General features: G+C 42.2%; 16 protein-coding genes. 9 read left to right on the top strand and 7 right to left on the bottom strand.

Annotated elements, in window-relative coordinates; genetic code table 11:
* Positions 1-25 precede the first annotated feature (25 nt).
* Positions 26-1420, top strand: a complete 1395-nt coding sequence (locus tag NH399_RS22565) for a Na+/H+ antiporter NhaC family protein (protein WP_253043470.1) — start codon at positions 26-28, stop codon at positions 1418-1420.
* A gap of 7 nt (positions 1421-1427) precedes the next feature.
* Here NH399_RS22565 and NH399_RS22560 read toward each other — a convergent pair whose 3' ends face one another.
* A complete protein-coding gene (locus tag NH399_RS22560) occupies positions 1428-1679 on the bottom strand; it encodes an accessory factor UbiK family protein (RefSeq protein ID WP_253043469.1) in 252 nt (83 codons plus the stop codon).
* Between the two features lie 59 nt (positions 1680-1738).
* On the opposite strand from NH399_RS22560, the gene NH399_RS22555 reads away from it, so the two are divergent.
* Genes NH399_RS22555 through NH399_RS22540 form a run of 4 tightly spaced genes read left to right on the top strand, consistent with a single transcriptional unit; the run spans position 1739 to position 5263 of the window.
* Positions 1739-2215 (top strand): DUF4124 domain-containing protein, encoded by a 477-nt coding sequence (locus tag NH399_RS22555; RefSeq protein ID WP_253043468.1) that lies wholly within the window; start codon positions 1739-1741, stop codon positions 2213-2215.
* Between the two features lie 7 nt (positions 2216-2222).
* The gene (gene speA / locus NH399_RS22550; protein WP_253043467.1) at positions 2223-4103 is read left to right on the top strand and encodes a biosynthetic arginine decarboxylase; all 1881 of its coding nucleotides are present in this window, start codon (positions 2223-2225) and stop codon (positions 4101-4103) included.
* Between the two features lie 21 nt (positions 4104-4124).
* Entirely contained in the window at positions 4125-4364 is a 240-nt protein-coding gene (locus NH399_RS22545) for a DUF6489 family protein (protein WP_253043466.1), read from the top strand.
* Positions 4365-4372: 8 nt separating this feature from the next.
* Entirely contained in the window at positions 4373-5263 is an 891-nt protein-coding gene (locus NH399_RS22540; RefSeq protein WP_253043465.1) for an acyltransferase, read from the top strand.
* Positions 5264-5319: 56 nt separating this feature from the next.
* Here the strand turns inward: NH399_RS22540 and NH399_RS22535 are convergent, their stop codons facing one another.
* Both NH399_RS22535 and NH399_RS22530 read right to left on the bottom strand, forming a co-directional pair.
* Positions 5320-5811 carry a GNAT family N-acetyltransferase gene (locus NH399_RS22535; RefSeq protein ID WP_253043464.1) on the bottom strand — a complete coding sequence of 164 codons (492 nt, stop codon included), beginning with the start codon at positions 5809-5811 and terminating at the stop codon, positions 5320-5322.
* A 9-nt stretch (positions 5812-5820) separates the two neighbouring features.
* Positions 5821-7050, bottom strand: a complete 1230-nt coding sequence (locus NH399_RS22530; protein ID WP_253043463.1) for a Xaa-Pro peptidase family protein — start codon at positions 7048-7050, stop codon at positions 5821-5823.
* Positions 7051-7161: 111 nt separating this feature from the next.
* Between NH399_RS22530 and NH399_RS22525 the strand changes: the two genes are divergently transcribed.
* Positions 7162-8046, top strand: a complete 885-nt coding sequence (locus NH399_RS22525) for a LysR substrate-binding domain-containing protein (RefSeq protein ID WP_253043462.1) — start codon at positions 7162-7164, stop codon at positions 8044-8046.
* Between the two features lie 741 nt (positions 8047-8787).
* Positions 8788-11682 (top strand): M14 family zinc carboxypeptidase, encoded by a 2895-nt coding sequence (locus NH399_RS22520; RefSeq protein ID WP_253043461.1) that lies wholly within the window; start codon positions 8788-8790, stop codon positions 11680-11682.
* A 41-nt stretch (positions 11683-11723) separates the two neighbouring features.
* Here NH399_RS22520 and murI read toward each other — a convergent pair whose 3' ends face one another.
* Both murI and NH399_RS22510 read right to left on the bottom strand, forming a co-directional pair.
* A complete protein-coding gene (murI, locus tag NH399_RS22515; RefSeq protein ID WP_253043460.1) occupies positions 11724-12494 on the bottom strand; it encodes a glutamate racemase in 771 nt (256 codons plus the stop codon).
* Positions 12491-13384 carry a LysR family transcriptional regulator gene (locus tag NH399_RS22510; protein WP_253043459.1) on the bottom strand — a complete coding sequence of 298 codons (894 nt, stop codon included), beginning with the start codon at positions 13382-13384 and terminating at the stop codon, positions 12491-12493. The genes murI and NH399_RS22510 overlap by 4 nt, the downstream gene beginning before the upstream one ends.
* A gap of 109 nt (positions 13385-13493) precedes the next feature.
* On the opposite strand from NH399_RS22510, the gene NH399_RS22505 reads away from it, so the two are divergent.
* Both NH399_RS22505 and NH399_RS22500 read left to right on the top strand, forming a co-directional pair.
* Positions 13494-14093 (top strand): FMN-dependent NADH-azoreductase, encoded by a 600-nt coding sequence (locus NH399_RS22505; RefSeq protein ID WP_253043458.1) that lies wholly within the window; start codon positions 13494-13496, stop codon positions 14091-14093.
* A 78-nt stretch (positions 14094-14171) separates the two neighbouring features.
* A complete protein-coding gene (locus NH399_RS22500; RefSeq protein ID WP_253043457.1) occupies positions 14172-15113 on the top strand; it encodes a pirin family protein in 942 nt (313 codons plus the stop codon).
* Positions 15114-15165: 52 nt separating this feature from the next.
* Here the strand turns inward: NH399_RS22500 and NH399_RS22495 are convergent, their stop codons facing one another.
* Together NH399_RS22495 and NH399_RS22490 are read right to left on the bottom strand one after the other, a co-directional pair.
* Positions 15166-16281 carry a type 1 glutamine amidotransferase domain-containing protein gene (locus NH399_RS22495; protein WP_253043456.1) on the bottom strand — a complete coding sequence of 372 codons (1116 nt, stop codon included), beginning with the start codon at positions 16279-16281 and terminating at the stop codon, positions 15166-15168.
* 83 nt (positions 16282-16364) lie between these two features.
* Positions 16365-17501 (bottom strand): HAMP domain-containing sensor histidine kinase, encoded by a 1137-nt coding sequence (locus tag NH399_RS22490; RefSeq protein WP_253043455.1) that lies wholly within the window; start codon positions 17499-17501, stop codon positions 16365-16367.
* Positions 17502-17579 lie beyond the last annotated feature (78 nt).

Here is a 17579-nt window from a genome sequence, read left to right as displayed (position 1 = left end):
ACTTCAAATAAAGAGAACAACAAACATGCAATGGTGGACATTACTGCCTCCTTTGGTGGCCATTATTCTTGCAGTGTGGAAAAGAGAAGTCATTTTGGCGCTATTGGTCGCCCTTTTCACTGCAGAAACCTTACTTGCCCAGTTCCACCCAGGACTGGGATTTATTCAGACTATTGAACGTACCGTTTCTGTATTTGCCGATGGTGGCAATACTCGAGTCTTAATGTTCAGTCTGCTAGTGGGAGCCCTACTCACCCTGATGCAAAAATCCGGTGGTGTCAGCGCCTTTGTGCAATGGGTTTCGCAACGCGGCCTGGCCCGCTCTCCTCAGCAGGTCGGTATGCTGCCGTCCTTGATGGGGATCTTCATCTTCATTGAGACTAACTTAAGCATCCTAACCTCAGGTATTTTGGCCAGAAATCTATTTGATCGTTGGAACATGAGCCGCGAACGTCTGGCCTTTATTATCGATTCGACTTGTGCGCCTATATCCGTCTTGTTGGTTATGAACGCCTGGGGAGCCTATGTACTCAGCTTGATAGGCGACTATGGACTCGACAATACAACCAGTGTGCTGGTTGGCTCGATTCCACTGAACTTTTATGCCATTTTAGCCATTGTGATGGTGTTTTATACCGTGCTTACCAATCGTGTTCACGGCCCGATGAAACATATAGAGAATCGCACTCAAACAGAAGTCACCGAAACCATCGAAAAACCGACTAAAGTGCGCTTCATGATGATGCCATTAGTCACTATGTTCATCGGTATCATCTTCTTTATGTGGTTTACTGGTAGTCAATCACTAGCCTCGGCAGGACAAAGTGCGGCGGGATTTTTTGATACCCTGCTTAAAGGCTCTGGCTCTCGCTCGGTATTATGGGCAGTGATCAGCGCCTTGATGGTAGCCTACTTGCTACTCAAGTTTGATCAAAAGCAATCTCATAAGACTCTGGTCACCTGGTCGTTTGAAGGCATGGGTAAGTTATTGGGATTAGTTACCACGGTCATGCTGGCTCTGGCATTAGGAGCGAGCATGAAGCAGTTAGGAACAGGCCAGTTTGTTGCTCAAATGTTGAGTGATACGCTACCCATTTGGGCAATTACTCCGCTTATCTTCCTTGCTGCGGCCATTATTTCTTTTACCACAGGAACCTCCTGGGGAACCTTTGGGATCTTGGTACCCATCGGCATTCCGGTTGCACTGACCCTTGGTATTCCACCAGAGCTGGTGCTCGCAGCCATCCTTGGTGGGGGTGTCTTTGGTGATCACTGCTCGCCCATATCAGATACCACCATTGTGTCTTCCTTGGCTGCAGGCTGTGACCATCTGGATCACGTGAAAACCCAGCTCCCGTATGCATTATTGGGAGCCAGCATCACGATCCTTCTGTATCTGGTCGCAGGCTTAATGATTTAGTCCTTACCTACGGTTGCTCGAGTTGTTTTTCCAACTTAGCAACCGTCGCCTCAAGCTCCGTTAATTTAGCACGTGTTTTTTGCAAAACACGTGTTTGAACATCAAATTCTTCTCGCGTTACTAACTCTAAATGAGCTAATGAAGACTGCAATACCTGACGAAATTGTTGCTGCATTTCGTCGTGCATAGTTTTGACGCCAGGCGGTGTTATCTGAGACAATTTGGCGGCTAGATCATCGATTATTTTTGCATCTATCATATTTAAAACAAACTATAGTTGAAGTTACTGCCACTATAACCAACCACAAGGGAATTTCAATGCTCAGAAGCCTTATTAACATCAGTCTGGTGAGCTTACTGGCACTTTCTCTGAGCCAAGAAGCCCATGCTGGTAAGATCTATAAGTGGGTCGATGAAAATGGCAAAGTCCATTACAGTGACAAGCCGCCTCCCAAACAACATAAAAGTGAAGAAATCAAAGTCAAAAAATCTGCAACCACTAAAAATCAAGTGGATACCCGCTCTGCTCAGCAACGAGTAAAAGATGCACAAAAGTGGCTCAACTCAACACAAGAAGAAAAAAAACAGAAGCGACTGAAACAACAACAACAGGCGGCAGAACAAAAACAAGCTCAAGAAAAATGTGCCAAAGCACGCAGAGCTTATCAAGAAGCCATTCGTTCGAATGCGCTCTATGACAAAGATAAAAAAGGCAACACCTACGTGATGAATGAAGAACAGCGACAAGCTGCATTTAAGGTGTTGCAACAACAGATTAAAACCTTCTGTAAGTAATCCCAAAATGACCAAAGAAACACGTAGCGCAATTAACAACTACAATGTTCCTCATTGGAGCGATGGCTTTTTTAATATTGATGATGACGGAGACTTGATTGTTGTTTCTAATCAGGGCAAACAACAACATAAGTTAGCTCATATTACAGAACAACTTACACAGGCAGGTACCCCAGTCCCCTTGTTACTAAGGTTTGGAAACATCTTGCGTGAGCGCTTTGATCAAATTAACCACGCTTTTCAACAAGCCATTGAGCAACAAGAATATAAAAGTCGATATACCTGCGTCTATCCCATCAAAGTAAACCAACAACGCGTTGTTGTTGATGAGTTGGCCAACCACGGCGCTATCGACTTTGGTTTGGAGTCAGGCAGCAAGCCTGAGTTACTAGCAGTACTCGGAACACCAATGCCAAAAGACAGTATCGTGGTATGTAATGGATACAAAGATCGCGAATACATTCGTACTGCACTCATTGGTCAAACGATGGGACGTCGAGTTTTTATTGTTATAGAAAAGTTAAACGAGCTGGATATCGTTTTAGAAGAAGCTGAGAAACTTAATATAGAGCCAACTCTCGGAGTAAGGGTAAGAATGTATGCTGTCAGTAAAGGAAAGTGGCAGGATACCGGAGGTGAGAAATCCAAATTTGGATTATCGCCGAGTCAGCTGCTAAAACTGACTGACAAACTAAAGTCTGTTAATAAAGCGCATTGTCTTAAATTACTGCACTGTCATCTTGGCTCACAAATATCCAGTATTTCAGATATCCACAACGGTGTAAAAGAATGCGCTCGCTATTATTCTGAACTGCACCGAATGGGGATCCCAATTGAAGTCGTCGACGTTGGTGGCGGATTAGGCGTTGATTATGAAGGTACACAGTCACACTCATACCATTCAATTAACTACTCAATTCAAGAGTACGCCAATATGGTGGTGCAAACGCTAAAAGACACAACCGAGCAAAACGCACTGCCTTGCCCTGAAATTATTACAGAGTCGGGTCGCGCTTTAACAGCCCACCATGCTGTTTTGATTGCTAATATCATTGATATCGAAAGAGCGCCAGGAATTAATGACCCTAAGAAAGCCAGCGAAGATGATGTCCCTGTTTTAAAAAACCTTTGGCGACACTATGATTCAGTCGGTGAAGAAACCGCTGTCGAAGCTTACCATGCAGCTAGTTATCATCTCAATGAAGCCTTAATGTTATACACTCATGACTCTATCTCATTAGAAGACTGGGCCCGATGTGAACAACTGTATTTTGCCACTTGCCGTAGTGTTGTTGAGCTCTTAGATGAAAACATTGTTGGCCACGAAGAAATTATTAAAGAGTTAGAGAGCAAGCTTGCTGATAAACTGTTTTGCAACTTTTCACTTTTTCAATCATTGCCTGATGCTTGGGGAGTGGATCAAGTCTTCCCAGTACTCCCTATCCACAACCTGGATAAGCCACTGACTCGACGCGGTATTATTAAAGATATCACTTGTGACTCAGATGGCCGCATCGAACAGTACGTAAATGGACGAAATATAGAAAGCAGCTTGTTTATACCTGAATATGACGAAGAACAGCCTTTTATGATAGGTATCTTCATGGTAGGCGCATATCAAGAAATTCTAGGTGATTTGCATAATCTGTTCGGCGACACTCACTCCGTTCATATCGAGCTTAAAGAAAATGGTGAATTTGTCGAGATAGAGCATACTGATGGCGATACCGTATCAGAAGTCTTATCGATCGTTCACTTTGAACCCCAAACACTTATCGAGCATTATCGTTCTCAACTAAACCAAGAAACCTTGACTTTAGCTCAGCAACAACAATATCTTGAAGAGTTACAACAAGGTCTGGTTGGATACACCTATTTTGAGAAGTAATATGACCATGAGGATTTAACAATGAAAGTAAATTTTGAAATTGATGCATCACCTGAAGAATGGAGACGTTTCTTTGGTATGCCAGATGTGTCATCCTTTCATGAAGAACTCATCAACCAAATGAAAGAAAAGATGGCTTCGGGCGAAGCAGGCTATGATCCAGCGTCACTGATGAAACAGTTCATGCCTGAGAATATGCAGCAGTTTGCAAACTTACAGCAAAACTTCTGGGAAAATATGTTCAAAACCAATAATAAATAGAAGAAATAATGATTAAGACTCGGTTAATCCAACCTTTGGTTGGCAGTATCTCTTTTGCTTTACATACAGTTAATACACTAACAATTTGTATTCCACTTTTTGTACTCGCTTTCTTAAAGCTACTATTGCCATTTGAGTCTGCGCGTAACTTTTTTAATGCTCTATTAAACTGGCTCGCCACAGCCTGGATCTCCATCAACAACATTATTATTAGAACAACAAAAAATACTAAAGTTGAATGTCATGGAGGTGAGAGCCTATCTGAAAAAGATTGGTATCTGGTGTTAGCAAACCATCAAAGTTGGGTTGATATTCTTATTTTGCAAATGGTGCTTAATAAGAAAATACCTTTCCTAAAGTTTTTTCTTAAAAAAGAACTCATTTTTGTACCAGTATTGGGACTAGCCTGGTGGGCTTTGGACTTTCCCTTTATGAAGCGCTATAGCAAAAGCTATCTAAAGAAAAATCCTCATAAAAAAGGAAAAGACTTAGAAACGACCAAAAAGGCCTGTGAGAAGTTTCAGCATATCCCGATATCGGTCATGAACTTTGTTGAAGGCACTCGCTTTACACAAGAAAAAGCCGACCGCCAAAACTCGCCTTACAAAAAATTATTAAAGCCTAAGTCAGGCGGTGTCGGAACCGTATTGTCGATACTTGGGGAACAAATGAGAACGGTTGTTGACGTTACCATTGTGTACCCAGGAGGCATTCCGACTTTCTGGGACTTAATGTGTGGACGAATCGATAATATTAAAGTGTTTATTAAAACCCATGATATTGCACCAGAATTGATTGGTGATATGAACAATTCCGAAACTCGCTTAAACGTACAAGCCTGGCTTAATGAAATATGGCAAGAGAAAGATCAGCTCGTACTTACGCACCAAAAAAGCTAAGGGAAATCCCTTAGCTTTATTAGAACCGACGCATTTTAATAACTTAAAATATTACGTCATTTAAATAAGAGATCTTCTCGATCATCAACTGCTACTTTTCCCTGTTCAGACAAACCAATTTTCTGTAATACTCTAATGGACGCGATATTGTCAGGACAGGTAATTGCTACAATGGTCTCGATTTTCAGTTCTTCGTAACCGTACTTCAATGTTGCCTTTGCAGCTTCGGTGGCATAACCATTGCCAGCATAATCTTCAAGAAAGCCATAACCAATATCAACATCGGTTAGAGCTGGGCGTTTTATTAATCCACAAGTACCAACAGGTGCATCATTTGATTTTAAACTGACAAGAAATAAACCAAAACCATATTGCTGATAACTGGCAATAGGTCCCTCGAGTAAATATTTCTTTGCAGCATCTAAGTCATGTATGTTTTTATCGCCGACATAACGAAGGAAATCGGGCTCGTTGGTCAACTGATAGATAAACTCAGCGTCCTCTTCATTGAACTCGCGCACTCTCAAACGTTCGGTTTCGAATAGCATAAGCGACTCCTAAGCCACATTTAGACCAAAAGGATCATCAATAGAGCGACTAGGCTCGGTAAACCATTTGGGCCCTTGCTCAGTCATATAAAAATGGTCTTCTAATCGGATGCCAAATTCTCCAGGCACACATATCATCGGCTCGTTACTAAAGCACATGCCCACATCTAGAGGCGTTGTGTCATTGCCAACAAGATAAGGCCACTCATGAATATCCAATCCAATGCCATGCCCTGTTCGATGAGGAAGTCCGGGTAACTCATACTCAGCACTTAGACCATTAGCAGCCAAGGATTTTCGCGCAGCGGCATCCACTTGCATACATTGAATACCCAGTTGTGCCGCTTCAAAAGCCGCTTGCTGTGCTTGTTTTTCGTAGTCCCAAATTTGCCGCTGGCGTTCGTTTGGTTCGCCGAACACATAAGTTCGTGTTATATCCGAAATATAACCATGAAGTTTGCAGCCAGTATCAATCAAAACAACATCGCCCTTTTTCAAATACTGTGGCTCTTTAACACCATGAGGAAAAGCGGTGGCCTGGCCAAATAAAACAATACAAAAATAAGAACCCGCGGGCGCCCCCACTTTCTTATGAGCTTCGTTAATAAAAGCTTCTACCTCCGTTGTAGAAATACCTTCTTGCAGAATAGCTGCTGCGGCTTTTTGCACACTTAGCGTCATATCTTTGGCTCGCTGCATCAAAGCAATCTCATTGACAGACTTCCTCGTTCGGCAATGAGCTGTGACTTCCTTCGCATTAATGATCTCCATATCAAATGCCAATTCTTGAATACCGTTAGCAACAAAAAAAGCGGTACTCTCATCAATCCCAACACGCAAAGATTTGCTTGTGTCTTTATTCATTCGCTGCAAGATTTGAATAAACAACTCATAGGGGCTTTCGTGCTCATGCCAGCCATTAACCGCCCCCTCAAGTATCATGAAGTCTTGTAACGAGCCTATTTCGAATACTGGTGCAATATATTCAAGTGGACCTGATGCGGGTAAAACAGCACCGACCATGCGCTCACTGGCATACCATTGTGTGCCAGTGAAATAGGTCAAATTGGTTCCGGCATTAAGATAAATAGCATCAATCCCCTGAGCCTGCATATAAGCTTGAGCCTTTGCAACTCGCGCTTGATGCTCTTCTAGAGTAATCGCTACGGCCTTGTCTGTCATATTACTTAAAGATGCTAAAGCCTGTTGCTGAGTGCTTCCTCCAACCCCTATAGTCATATTATTCGCTCCTCTTGTTGTATTTATTTGATATTAAGAGAAATTTGTTATTAAATAAAATGATAGTATTTCATCATAAGATGAGAAATTCTAATACACTTTGGCAAGCCGATGACAACAAAACGAACTCCCCCACTTAAAGCGATACAAGCATTTGAAGCCACCGCTCGCCATTTGAGCTTCAGCAAAGCGGCCGAAGAGCTCTGTGTTACACAAAGTGCTGTTAGCCATCAGCTCAAGGTATTAGAAGATTTTTTTGGCAAGCCGCTGCTAATAAGAAAAGGAAAACGTATTGCTCTGACTCAGGACGGAGATGACTTTCTTTCTGTAGTGGGTGATTGTTTTCAACGTATCGCTTCTGTCACCAATCACATACTAGAGCAACAAACTGTCCATTTAAAAGTGATGGCACAAACCTCAATTGCGACAGAATGGTTAGCTCCCCAGATCACCGAGTTTAAGCAGTCTTATCCCGACATATCCATCATGCTCAATATGGAGACCTTTGCCGCTAACTTTGTTGCCAATGATTACGACATCATTCTGGGCACCTGGCCAACTCCAGATGGCTTTGTCACACAAACACTGACCGATGAAGAATGGTTTCCGGTGTGTACGCCTGCTCTTTATCGTAAGATTGATGAACGCGATCCAGAATCCATTACGCAACAGATACTGAATACTTCAGAAAATGGCGAAGATTGGAATCTGTGGATGCAACACCAACAAATACGTAGGCCTACGCATCTAGACTTTCAATATTTTAGTTTGGCGCTGTTAGCCACCAAAGCAGCCCTTGGTGGCCAAAGTATTGCTCTTAGCAACCGTTTTATTGCAGGAGAGTTTATGGCAACGGGCCGACTAAAAGCGATTGAATCAATGAGCTACCCGCTTCCCTGGGGTAATTATCACATCCACTATCGGAGTGATAGCCATCGCAGCCAACCCATCAATGATTTTATTGACTGGATAAAGTCGACAATGAAATATCTGTAATGCTTTTTTGATTAAAATCATAAAGAAGATATTCATCATTAATTTTTTAACCAGCAACTTGTCATTAGATACTTTATGAAACCCCAGCACATTGTCAGAAATTAACGTAAGCTCTGTTCCGTCCATATTAGAAGTATAAATTAGCTTACTATCATTGTTGATACCATCCCTATTTGAACTCTCACTTTCTATTAGATAAACATTCCATTTTGAAAACGCACTATCCATATCTTCATCAGCTAACGAGAAGCTATAGACTTCTCGGTTACGCTCAAAAAGTCGATGCTTGTTACCTAAATAATCAACAAAAATAAAGTTCAACACCTTTGTTGTAACAAAACTCGATATCTTTTTGGTTAGAAAATTATTATTGCAATGAGCCTCTTCAAGATACTCATTGTCTACTAAGGAAAAACGAGTGACTTATTATTTGAAGATATAAGCTGTGTCATTTCTTTATGACATTTTTCACTTTGATGACTTTCTTCCTCCTTATCTTGAAACTCATTTTTAAATAAATACTACCAATAATAGACATCAACAGAATGCCGATGAGCCCAATCATTTTTACCATGTATTTCGTTTCCAGCTTATTCGTTTAAAGTTAATTTTATCGGTATTTAGTGGCTGGTATGTAAAGTTTAGGTAAAGAATGGAAATCGCATTACGCTACAGTGAACTGGTGTGAAAATGAGCTAAACCAAGGTATAGTGACTCTAAAGTCAATAAACGGGGCTCTCAATGAAAATAAAAACAATGATTCCGTTAGCATTAAGTTTGCTGGCAGGGACTCTAAACGCAGCCATCAAGTTAACACCTACTCCGCTTGATGAACTGAATTACCAAGGAAAAATGTTAACTGGTGAATACAACAAATCAATTACTTTGCCTGAGGATATTTTAGGTTTCCCAGTCGGTCAGCGTGTTGCATCGCCAGAACAAATCAGTCAGGCCGTTGTTCATTGGGATCAACAAAGTGATCGTATTAAAGCCTTTGAATACGCTCGCAGTCACGAAGGGCGGCCCCTGCATTATTTACTCATATCCAGCCCAGAAAACTTAGCTAAAGCCGACGAAATTAAAACTCAACTGGCTAAACTCTCTAATCCAAAACAGATGACGGAAAGCGAAGCAAAGTCCATTATTAAGCAGCTCCCTGGTGTTGCCTGGATGTCTTATTCGATCCACGGCAATGAATCATCTGGAGCTGATGCAGCTCTTGCTGCCATCTATCATCTTGCGGCCTCCGAAAGTGCCGAAATTAAACAATTACTCAAGGATTTAATCATCATTGTTGATCCTTTGATGAACCCCGATGGACGCGCTCGATTTTCGCAAGAGCTAGAAATCAACCGCTCTGTTGCTGCCAACGTCGACAACCAATCCGTATTACATACTGGTACCTGGCCTTATGGACGAACCAATCACTATTATTTCGATTTGAACCGCGATTTTATTCTCGGTGTTCACCCAGAAACTCGTGGCCGCGTCACCATGATCAACGAATGGCATCCTCAACTTATGATCGATGGTCACGAAATGGGCCCGATGAATACGTATCTCTTTGCGCCAGCAAGGGAACCTATTAACACTCATATTTCTAAGGCAAGAAAACAATGGGGCCTCGTATTTGCTAACGACCAAGCAGAAGCTTTTGATCAAGAAGGTTGGCGTTACTATACCGGCGAATGGTTCGAGAACTTGTACCCAGGCTATTCCAGTTATGCAGAGTTCCGTGGTGCGGTCCACATACTCTATGAACAGGCACGCATAGCCGAAGATGGTATACGCAGACCTGAGGGACGCATCGAAACTTATAAAGAAGCGGTCCATCACCAGTTTGTAAGTACTTTTGCTAACTTAAAAACGTTACAGAAGCATTCTCAGGCAATGTATCTGGATTATTTTAAAGAGAAGAAAGAAAATATTTCGAGTAAAGGTCCTTATGCAGATAGAAGTTTTGCTATTCTCCCTAGTAACAATCATTCGAGAATAAAAAACTTTATTGATTTAATGCAACTGCAGGGATTCGAACTCTATGTCACGACCAAAGAATTGGCGGTGAGTGACGTAACCGATCAGTTAGGTCGCAAGCAAAGCAAAAGGAAATTACCCAAAGGCACTCTAATTATTCCCAACAGGCAAGCCGAAGCGCGCTTAGTCGCTGCAATGCTAGAGTTTGACACTCCCATTAAAAAAGAAGTACTGGTAGAAGAACGCCAGCGTAACCTGCGCGATGGTTCATCACTTATGTATGATACAACCGCCTGGAACATCACCATGATGCATGGACTGGAGGCCGTCAGCTTTAACCAATATCTGACGTCGTCAATTGAAGCTTACAAACCAGCACCCACAGCACCAGTGTCACTTGCTTCCGAATCTACCATAGCCATTGCTGTTCAAGGCGATGACGATGCTTCTAATGGATTTGCAGCGCGCTTAATGGAACAAGGTATTCAACTGCGTGCGCTTGATAAAAAAACAACCCTGGGTGATATCGAATTAAGTCGAGGTTCTATCCTCATAACAAAGACAGACAATCGTAATTTTCAGCAAGCGATCGCTCTTGCACAGAAAGAATCAGAAACACTCTCTATTACATTATTTTCTGTTGAGAAAGGTCTGGGTGAAGGTGATCTACCGGATTGGGGCGGCAAACACTTTAGGCTCCTAAAGCGTCCTCAAATTGCCTTACTTTCTGGTAATAACTACTCTTCTTATGATGTGGGCGCTATCTGGCATTCAATTGATAGCCATTTGGGTATTCGATTTTCTCGACTCGACTCTAGCGTTGTCGATGGAATGGATTTGCGTCGCTACAATGTACTGGTGCTGCCTCATAAATACGGAAAAACACTTAGCAAAAACGCCTACCAGCGTATCGATCAATGGGTTAAGAATGGAGGAACCTTGGTCGCTATTGATGGTTCCGTTAGAGATGTAATAGAGAATAACTTAACCACTGTTAAACAACTTTCGGATGTTCTTGATAAAGCAGAAGATTATGATATATCCCTGCAACGAGAGCGCTTGGCACTTAGTGACGAGATCGATATGGAAGAAACCAATCAGCACATTGTTTCTGATGAGTTGAAATATCCCTGGGATTTAGAAGTAAAACGATTTAAAAAAGACCAACTGGAAAAACGTGATCAATGGCAACAACGTTTTATGCCATCTGGCGCCATGATTGCAGCTCGCAGTGATCAGAAGCACTGGATGAACTTTGGCATTCACCGTCACTTTCCTCTATTGTTTGCCGACAATCCACTGTTAATGTCGGACGATTCCAGTGAAGCCACTGCACGTATCGGTATTTTACAAGATAAAGAGAGTGGCAAGATCATTCAGCTTGCTCAATCAGTACTGGGTAAACGCAAAGCCATCGGTTGGTCAACACTGCCAGAGGATCATGATCTTATTGTTAGAATGAGTGGACTATTGTGGCCAGAAGCTGCGCAGCGTATTGCCAATACCGCAGCGGTGACACGAGAACAAAGAGGCGCAGGGCAAGTCATTTTATTTGCTGCACAGCCTAACTTCCGAGGCTCGACCAAAACAACCAATAGAATGCTTTTAAATGCACTCATTTATGGACCGGGACTAGGTACTCGTCCAACCATAGCACTTTAATAGCTTAGATAAGGCTCGCTCTTAATGGAATAAGAGCGAGTTTAATCAATCGATAAGGTTTCTATGTTAAAAAAACGTTCGATAAAAGGATTAGTAACACCTTTTTTGGTCGAATAAAAAGTAGCTTCTTTAGTCGCTTCGTCCGTTGTTAGATCAGCAAGTATAAACTCCACTCGACGAGCAATCGCTTCTCCGGAATCGATCCACTGGATATCTGGTGCTATGTGTTTCAGTTCCTCTCGAAACCATGGAAAGTGTGTACACCCTAGAACAACCACGTCTACCTTTGCAGCAATCAAAGGAGATACGATTTCGCGCAGAGGTTCTAGTGTCGAAAGCTTTCCTTGAATTTTTTCTTCCGCCAAATGCACCAAATCACTTGAAGCGACTCGTGTTACCTTACAATCTCTGGCAAAATCCTGAATCAACTGTTCGGTATACTGTCGATTAACGGTTCCTTCTGTTGCTAACAGTCCAATGGATTTTTTCTGGGTCAGTTCTGCTGCCGTTTTAATAGCTGGAACAACGCCAATAAATGGAATAGCAAACTCGGCCCGTAATTCATCAAGAACCGCTGTACTGGCAGAATTACAAGCAATCACCACGGCATCAAGTTGATGCTTATCCAGTGCCCACCGCAACAGTTCTTTCATGCGCTTTTCTAAAACTTTTTCTGTTTTGGTGCCATAGGGAAAGTAAGCATGATCAGCAATGTAATGGCATACCACCTCAGGCAACTTCTCTCTAATCGCATTAAAAACCGTTAAGCCGCCTATCCCGGAATCCATAATCAGAATTTGATGTTGTTTCATAGTGATTGGTCAATCGGTTTGTTAAGTAAAATATTGGCCATCAGTTTGGTCGCAGGCCCGCTACGTTCACCACGAGCATTGATCAGATATAGATTGATTTTACCACGTTCACCACCTTCCAGCGGCAAAACCATCAAGTTATTCAAAGCTAACTCTTGCTCTACATAAGAGCGCGGCAAAAAGGCAAATGCCAAGCCTCTCTTTAACACCTCGATAGAAGTATGAAAATGCGACACCGTCAAACGCTGTTCGCTTTTGAGCCAACCCGCATCCTGATTACGTCGAGAGCCTGTGTCTCTTAATACCACCTGACGATATTGCTCCAGATCCTGCATAGAAATAGCTCGCCCCAGCTGATGCAATTCATGTTGCGGATGAGCAACCGGAACAAACTCGGCCTCGGCCACATTTTGCCCAACAAAGCCAGTAGGTATACGCGGCGTTAATACTAAATCGGCTTCACCGGCAAATAGCATCTCGTCGGTTCCAGACAATGAGGTCTCCATCAACTTAACACGAGTACTACGACCATGAATGGCAAAAACCTCTAAAGCATCCAGCACTTTTTGCAGCGGATACAGAGCGTCAATAACCAGAGTAATTTCGGATTCCCAACCTTCATTGAGACAAGCCGCCAAAGACTCAATACCCGCAGCATCTTCGAGTAATCGACGTGCTTTTCGCAACATCACTTTACCCAGATCCGTCAATTCGGCTTTGCGGCCCTTCATTTTTAACACCGCACCGCCCAGTTGCTCTTCGATTCGAGAAATCGCATAGCTGACTGTCGATTGGCTCTTGCCAAGCAATATGGCCGCTTTTGAATAGCTACCTTCATCAATAACCGCAACAAAGGCAGCCCAGTGTTCCAGAGTAATTTTAGGATTCATCGTCCATACCATCGAATTATTCGATACTAATGTTCGAATTTCAGGGGTTATAAATCGAAATTTTCTATCTATTATACCTATCAACGCTTCAACAATCTAAGGCCAAATTATGAAACTACTCCATATCGAATCCAGTCTGTTCGCTGACCAAGGTGTCTCTACTCAGCTTTCTCGCGAGTTCATAGATGGTTTAAGACAGCAACATCCAGGCTTATCCATTCAGCACAAAAGCTTTGCGTCTACTCCGATACCTCATTTAGATGCGGAGTACCTGGGCGCCCTGATGACACCAGAAAGCGAACGTAGTGCAGACCAGCAGGAGAAGGTTCGTTTTAGCGATCAACAGATAGCAGAGGTTCAAGAGGCCGACATTTTGGTTATCGGTTTGCCCATGTATAACTTTGGTGTGCCTTCTACCTTAAAAGCCTGGTTCGATCATATTGCTCGCGCAGGTGTGACTTTTCGCTATACCGAAACAGGTCCAGAAGGACTGCTCAAAGGTAAAAAGGCTTATGTGATGGCTGCACGAGGTGGGCTCTATCAAGGTACTGATCTTGATACACAAACACCTTTCGTTAAAAACTTTTTAGCTTTTATTGGCATTACCGATGTTGAGTTTGTTTATGCCGAAGGACTCAACATGGGTGATGAGAGTAAAGACAAAGCGCTGTCTTCTGCCCGAGAGCAAATAGACGCGCTCGTCGCCTAAACCTAAAGTCTTTCATGGTGCAGGTAGGCGGTCAGTAAGCAAATCCCCTGAGCTTAGCTTTACTAAGTGATTGGGTGAGTGCGTGCAGCGCTGCAACTTGAACATCAGCGCTGCACCTTGAAAGACGACGGGTATAAATATCATCAACTAGAGGAGGAACTGACAATGATTCGCACCGTTAACACCCTATTCCATGCAAAAGCCGCCTCAGATGGCGATGGTGTAAAACTCAGTCGAGTATTTAGTCCTCGGCATGTAGCCCAACTCGATCCTTTCTTATTAATGGATGAGTTCAACTCGGATGCTGCCAGTGATTACATTGGAGGGTTTCCACCTCATCCTCATCGTGGATTCGAAACGATTACCTACATGTTGGATGGCAAAATGTTGCACGAAGACAGTATGGGTAACAAAGGCGAACTGTCTGCTGGTGATGTGCAATGGATGACCGCAGCTTCGGGAGTGATCCATTCTGAAATGCCTCAACAGTTAGAGGGCAGAATGCGCGGGTTTCAATTATGGCTTAACTTGCCCGCAGCAGAAAAAATGCAGACACCTTCTTATCGTGATATCCCTACCTCAGAGATACCACGAGTTCAGATAGGTCAGTCGAGTATTAAGCTCATTGCAGGTGAAATAGATCTGGAAGATAAGCTTTATACCGGGGCGGTCAAAAAAAATGCCACTCAACCTTTGTATTTGGATGTTCATATAGAAGCGAATGCATCCTTAACCTTGCCAGTGCCTTCAGAAAAAACAGCGCTTATCTATGTGTATGAAGGCGATGTAGAAGTAGAACAGCAAGAAGTGTTAAGTCAACAGCTGGCACTGCTTAATGAAGGTGATAGGGTAAACTTAAAAGGTGGCAATCAAGGCACCAGGCTACTTGTATTGGCAGCCAACCCACTCAACGAGAAAGTGCAACACTGGGGCCCCTTTGTTATGAATACTCGTCAAGAGATCGACCAGGCCATTAATGATTATCGCAATGGCGAGCTAGTTAAAGTAGCCAGCGCATAATCTTATCACTCAACTCAATGAGCCACTTTATCACAGTGGCTCTATTAAGAGTTTATTTATCCGTTAACATTTTAACTAAGCTATCACTGACAGAATGTTTGGGAAATTTTAACTTAAGTTGCTTAATATTTTTCTCAGCCTTTGTTCTATCGCCCTGCTCCCACTGTGCAGCGATCATTTTTTCCATATATACCGGGTGATCAGCATATTCGGCAATGGCCTCCATTAATTCAAGCTCTGTTTTCTTATCTTCTTTTGTCTGTGCCAAAGCATAAGCATAAAATCCATATAAGGCTAAATAGTTCGTATCGTACTTTCCTGGATTTTTATGCATGGCCAGATGGATAAGATAAGAACCAGCCTTTCTCGCTTGAGAAACTAGCATCAGAGTCGCTTCATCTTTGTAAAGTGTTCGAGGTTTAACGGCAACACCCATTTTCATAATTAAGGCTTCTGTAGCCTGCCCGACAGCGCCAGGGTTTTGTGCTGTGATCAGATTGCCATCAACAGCTACATAAGGCAGCATCGGTGCATTACTGACAAAAGCGGCTCCTCTTTGTTTTAACTTATCTTCTAAAAGAAAAGGAAGAGCATCTATAACATCACTTCCAAAGGCTTTTTCTTCACGGTTAGTAAAGGCATTCACTTTTTTATTCTTAATAAAAAACTCACCATTCTCCAGAGCGACATTGATAAGCGCAGCAGGACCATGGCAAACTGCGGCAATAGGCTTATTACCTTGAGCAAAGTGGCTCAATAATGACTGAGTATATTTGTCGAAAGGTAAATCAAACATGGCCCCATCACCACCCACCACAAAAACAGCATCATATTTTTGTAATACTGCTTTTTTTGTCGATATCGTTGACGCAAGTTTCTTGAGCGCTGGGGTCTTTGTTTTAAACCGCTGAATATAGTCTAGATGGTCTTTATTATTTTTAACAAAAACGGAGCCCCCCTCAGGGCTCAAAATATCTATGTTAACATCATGTTCATGTAAGATAAGGTATGCCTGAGCAAGCTCTTCCAAGTCATAACTTAGCTTATCCTCTTTATTTTTTGCATGACTAGAAATTAACATAGCTACTGTTTTCTTTTTGGCTTCGGGTGTTGCGCTAGCTACTGGAACCCATATAAGAAAGCTTAAAGCAATAAAAAGTACACGCATAATCATCTCCTAATATTTAATAGCTAATAACTAATGTATCAGCACACTCTTCTGAGTTTTGTGAAGATGAAGTGGTTCGATAACTATCCAGCAGTATCAATAATCAAACAGAAGTTGTTTTGTTCACTCTGAGTAGAAACCTGCCACCCGAACAGTTCACATATACGCTTGACTAAAAAAAGCCCTTGTCCGATTCCTTTGCTGCTTTCAGCCTTAGAGTTACATGCTAGAGGTTCCGAGACATTAATATCAGATTCATTGCTGAAAATGATGGCTAGTCCGTTTGATGAGATAGAGAGGCTACCTGATGATGAGTATTCAAGCGCATTTGACAGTAAATTATTGAAGAGGATTTTTAACAAATTTAGATTGGCTTTAACCATAAAATCATCGGGCAAATGGATATCTAATAAAAAATCATCACGATTAATAAGACCATAATGATCGACGATGCAATTTTCAAGAACATGCAATATATTTAGCACCTCGACTTGCGCAGACTCTTCTCTCGCCAGAGCCAGCAAAGTCTGTACTGTTTGTTCAATGTTAGAGATGCTCAGAGAATACTGTTCCCGTTGCTTTTCTGATAAGTTCGGGTGTCGTTTAATTTCTGACAGTAGATTTTTTAGAATTGTGATAGGTGTTCTTAGCTCATGGCTGACATCCCTGGTAAAATTAGCTTCTCGTTGCAAAAGCTCTTGATTATGCAAAATGCTTTCTTCTATTTTTTTAGCTAAGAAACCAACCTCATTACTTGGAAACTGTTTATAAAACCCCTTTTCTAAGACAGCTCCTTTGCTTTTCTCAACTTTATAAGTCAGTATTTTTAAAGGCGATACCGCTTTTCTTCCTACGATAAAAGCCAGAGCTAGAGCAGCAAGCAATATCACTAGCATAATGACGATAAGACTCACTGATACAAATGGAAGGTAAACTTTCCCCACTTCAAACTTAGATACATCAGCGACCAGCACCCAGGTTTTCCCATCCAGATGAATCGGCTTTACATGTATCGTTTGCTTGTTACCAAGCTCAAACTCGACTTGTTCAGGATCTTTTAAATGCTGTTGATAAACAGAAACGGGCAAATCGCTCCAACCAGAATAGAGTTTAAAAAAAGGAGAGCGAGGGCTTTTAATTTCTTCCTCCTGACGATAACCTCTCTCCAGAAATTCAGCTTCTTCTGCCACCAGCCTATTAAATACGTTATCTTCAACCATCCAAGAATAACCCATCAACAATAGACTATAGGCAAAACAAATGAACAAGGTAAAACCAACAAATAGGCGAATAATTCT

It is taken from the genome of Pleionea sp. CnH1-48 (genome assembly GCF_024124665.1).
Lineage (GTDB): Bacteria > Pseudomonadota > Gammaproteobacteria > Enterobacterales > Kangiellaceae > JAMXSB01.
Note: the sequence above shows the minus strand (reverse complement) of the source record. Positions and strands in the feature narration are given on the sequence as shown.

Bases quoted from the DNA above. Each gene is read 5' to 3' on its own strand.
- NH399_RS22565 (WP_253043470.1), top strand. From the start codon at position 26: ATGCAATGGTGGACATTACTGCCTCCTTTGGTGGCCATTATTCTTGCA.
- NH399_RS22560 (WP_253043469.1), bottom strand. From the start codon at position 1,679: ATGATAGATGCAAAAATAATCGATGATCTAGCCGCCAAATTGTCTCAG.
- NH399_RS22555 (WP_253043468.1), top strand. From the start codon at position 1,739: ATGCTCAGAAGCCTTATTAACATCAGTCTGGTGAGCTTACTGGCACTT.
- speA (WP_253043467.1), top strand. From the start codon at position 2,223: ATGACCAAAGAAACACGTAGCGCAATTAACAACTACAATGTTCCTCAT.
- NH399_RS22545 (WP_253043466.1), top strand. From the start codon at position 4,125: ATGAAAGTAAATTTTGAAATTGATGCATCACCTGAAGAATGGAGACGT.
- NH399_RS22540 (WP_253043465.1), top strand. From the start codon at position 4,373: ATGATTAAGACTCGGTTAATCCAACCTTTGGTTGGCAGTATCTCTTTT.
- NH399_RS22535 (WP_253043464.1), bottom strand. From the start codon at position 5,811: ATGCTATTCGAAACCGAACGTTTGAGAGTGCGCGAGTTCAATGAAGAG.
- NH399_RS22530 (WP_253043463.1), bottom strand. From the start codon at position 7,050: ATGACTATAGGGGTTGGAGGAAGCACTCAGCAACAGGCTTTAGCATCT.
- NH399_RS22525 (WP_253043462.1), top strand. From the start codon at position 7,162: ATGACAACAAAACGAACTCCCCCACTTAAAGCGATACAAGCATTTGAA.
- NH399_RS22520 (WP_253043461.1), top strand. From the start codon at position 8,788: ATGAAAATAAAAACAATGATTCCGTTAGCATTAAGTTTGCTGGCAGGG.
- murI (WP_253043460.1), bottom strand. From the start codon at position 12,494: ATGAAACAACATCAAATTCTGATTATGGATTCCGGGATAGGCGGCTTA.
- NH399_RS22510 (WP_253043459.1), bottom strand. From the start codon at position 13,384: ATGAATCCTAAAATTACTCTGGAACACTGGGCTGCCTTTGTTGCGGTT.
- NH399_RS22505 (WP_253043458.1), top strand. From the start codon at position 13,494: ATGAAACTACTCCATATCGAATCCAGTCTGTTCGCTGACCAAGGTGTC.
- NH399_RS22495 (WP_253043456.1), bottom strand. From the start codon at position 16,281: ATGCGTGTACTTTTTATTGCTTTAAGCTTTCTTATATGGGTTCCAGTA.
- NH399_RS22490 (WP_253043455.1), bottom strand. From the start codon at position 17,501: ATGGTTGAAGATAACGTATTTAATAGGCTGGTGGCAGAAGAAGCTGAA.